We start from the raw sequence: 2963 nt of genomic DNA on the forward strand, positions 1-2963 counted from the left end.
GACTAAGTCTACCGCGTGCGATTTGTACTCGTCAGTGAAACGGCGACGGGTCGATCCCATGATGTTCTCCTTCTACTATGAGAACCCATTGACTTTCCTCCGTCTCCACCGTAGTGGGCACGCTCCACTGGGTGTTCTTGGCGGATCACCCGAGATCTACCACTTGGCAAGTCTCAGGTGGGGGACCGCCACCCAAAGTTCCACGAGACCCGGGACAACCTCCAGGCCGAGTTCCAGATGGTGCCCGCGCCCGTGTTGGACGAGGCCGACCTGGTGGTCGTCGACACTACTTGGGGTGAGATCCAACCCATGTCACCTGCTGCCGGGGCACAAACTGTTGGCGAGCTGGAGCTGCGTGAACTGGCAGCCGACGGGGCGCTGCTGGTCGACACCCGCAACCAAGAGCAGTTCCGAACGGCAACCCTGCCCGGCGCGGTCCACATCCCCTTCAGCGACGTGCTGGAGCGACGCAACGAACTCGAGGATGCCGACCAGATCGTCTTCTTCTGCAACGGTCCCCAGTGCCCCCAGTCCCCAACAGCGATCACCCAACTGGTCGAGGACGGGTTCCCTGTGCAGCAAATCGCCTACTACCGCGGCGGAATGCACGACTGGGTGACGTTGGGGCTGCCCACCAACCCCGGCACCCCAGCGTACGGCGAGTTGAGCGCCGAAGAATAGCCGCGAGATGCGGGGCGAGCGTTGGCGCCGACGGTGTAATCGGGGTCTCGCATCGTGGCCGTCGCAGACTGGGAGTCGCTCAGTGCGGCTGCTCTGTTTCAGTACGCCCGGTGCTCGAGGTTCTCCTTGGCACCACCCTCAGCTTAGCTAACCGGACCGGATACACATCACGGTTACCCGTGCCGGGGGATGCTCAGAGCGCCAGCAGCCCGTCGACGACCTCTACGAGGTCATCGCCACGGACGTCCGCGGGCAGGAAGACGTCGCCGGGTTCGCCCTCGAGGCGGGAGCACCAGCCGGCGAGGGCGCCGACCCGCTTGGCGCCGTGGCAGTCCCAGGCGTGCACCGCGACCAGCGCCATCCGGTCTAACTCGCAACTCAGAGCCTTCGCGGTGTGATGGTAAACGCCGGGGGCGGGCTTCCACACGCCGACCGCATCGGAGGTCACTACGTGGTCGACGTAGGTCTCCAGGCCCGCCCCGGCCAGGAAGGATCGGGTGTTCTCCGGGTCGCCGACAGTCAGGCAGCCGATGGTTACCCCGGCTTCGGAGAGCTTACGCAGCGCCGGGATGGCATCCGGGAACGCCGGGACTTTCGCGAAGCCCTCCAGGACGTGGGCAATCGCGTCCTCTGACATTGCCTGCTTGGTCTCGGTGCGCAGCGCCTGGCGGGCGGTCGCGGTGAAGTCCGCGACGTCACCAGCCAGCGTCAGCGCCATCGCATCACGTTGGAACCGCAGGAAGAACGGGCCCAACACCGCCGCGGGCTGCCCGACCTCCTCGAGCCGTGCCCCGATTGGGTCGAGGTCTAGCAGCGTCTCTAGGACGTCGAAAACAACAGCTTCAACGCGATCAGCCATGGGGGACTCCTTCATACTTCGCGGGACGCCAGCCTGTTGGCGCACGCAACTATACATACCAGTCTGTATAGTTGCGTGTCGAGGTGAGTGATGGATCGAGTGGACAGGCACGCGCCCAGCGCCCGAGACCGTCTCCTGGCGGCTGCGTCGCGGCTGTTCTACGAGGACGGTATCCGCGCGGTCGGGGTCAACACGATCGCCACGCAGGCTCAGGTCACCAAGGCAACCCTCTACGCCCACTTCGGCTCCAAGGACGGCCTGATCACCGAGCACCTGCGTGCGCGCGACCAGCGCTGGCGCCGCGACCTGCAGCGCTTCCTGACCGGTCACCTGCATCCCGCAAGCCAGCTCGGCGCGATCTTCGCCGCCTATCGGGCTTGGACCGTTGCCGACGACTTCCGCGGTTGCGGGTTCGTCAACGCCGCCGCTGAACTCCCCGACCCCACCCATCCCGCACGGGCCGTCATCGACGCCCACAAGCACGCCATCCGTGTCCGCCTTGAGGACCTCGCCACCGTCGCTGACTGTCCTGACCCGAGCGACACCGCCGAGCAGTGGTTCCTGTTGCTGGAAGGCGGGATGCTCATGACCACGCTACGCCGCGACCCCGCACCCCTGGACCGAGCCCACGACATGGCCACTCGGCTCCTGCCCACTCAGCACACCTAAAACGGGGGTGGGCTGCTTCTCGACCAGCTCCTTCTTTGACCACATCCACAACACCTCACATCAATAGGGGCGTTGCGACGACCGACTGAGCTCGCCTACCCCAAATAGGACACAACGCACTGGCCTGCTCAAGTCCAGTCCATAGATACCTGTTCTGGTAGCCGCGCCCTGTCCTGCGCTCTGCTCGGTGAAGATCAATTCCAAGCAGATCGACAGCCAGTGCCGGTTGTACTCGACGGACCCGCCCGAAGCCCTGCTCAGCTAAGAGCTTGTCCGAAACCCTCAACTCAAGGCCTTTTCGGACGGACAGCGTTACCGAATCAACCCCACCAGACCGTGCATCTAGAAACCCCCCTACATGCATACATCTGTTTTCTGTTCTTCTGGGGTACACCCACCGCACAGATCTGTTACGAAACTCCGAACCACCCATGGGAACGTTACTTTGGGGTCTAGACCCGCTTCTTTCAGCGGACTCCTCGGGGGCCGTCATGGCGGTGCCGCCTCGGGTTTGCTCACGGACCGTGATGACACGAGTACTGGGCGCCGGTGACAGGACTCATGACCGGCCTGCTCGGCACCGGGGGCGGTCTCCGTCGACCAACGGACCGCCCTGCAGAGTGCTGCCGAGCAATGATCAGAACCTGTGGATGGTCCTCGGCGAGGTGACGTGAAGCGGCGCACCTTCCCGAGGATGATCTGAAGCCCATGCATGTCTGATCAAGAGCCGGCGTTGAAGCGCTGGTTCGGAAAG

3 protein-coding genes are annotated in these 2963 nt (G+C 64.1%); 2 read left to right on the plus strand and 1 reads right to left on the minus strand.

The window, feature by feature from the left end:
• Positions 1-177: 177 nt before the first annotated feature.
• Positions 178-681, plus strand: coding sequence for a rhodanese-like domain-containing protein (locus ACR2FV_RS07865; RefSeq protein ID WP_434015141.1), 504 nt, complete (start codon positions 178-180; stop codon positions 679-681).
• 193 nt (positions 682-874) lie between these two features.
• Here ACR2FV_RS07865 and ACR2FV_RS07870 read toward each other — a convergent pair whose 3' ends face one another.
• Positions 875-1540: an HAD-IA family hydrolase gene (locus ACR2FV_RS07870; RefSeq protein ID WP_434015142.1), complete on the minus strand. Its 666-nt coding sequence runs from the start codon at positions 1538-1540 to the stop codon at positions 875-877.
• A gap of 90 nt (positions 1541-1630) precedes the next feature.
• Here ACR2FV_RS07870 and ACR2FV_RS07875 point away from each other — a divergent pair, with 90 nt between their 5' ends.
• A complete protein-coding gene (locus tag ACR2FV_RS07875; RefSeq protein WP_434015143.1) occupies positions 1631-2209 on the plus strand; it encodes a TetR/AcrR family transcriptional regulator in 579 nt (192 codons plus the stop codon).
• The last annotated feature ends 754 nt before the right edge of the window (positions 2210-2963 follow it).

Source organism: Ornithinimicrobium sp. (assembly GCF_051004135.1).
Taxonomy (GTDB): Bacteria; Actinomycetota; Actinomycetes; order Actinomycetales; family Dermatophilaceae; genus Ornithinicoccus.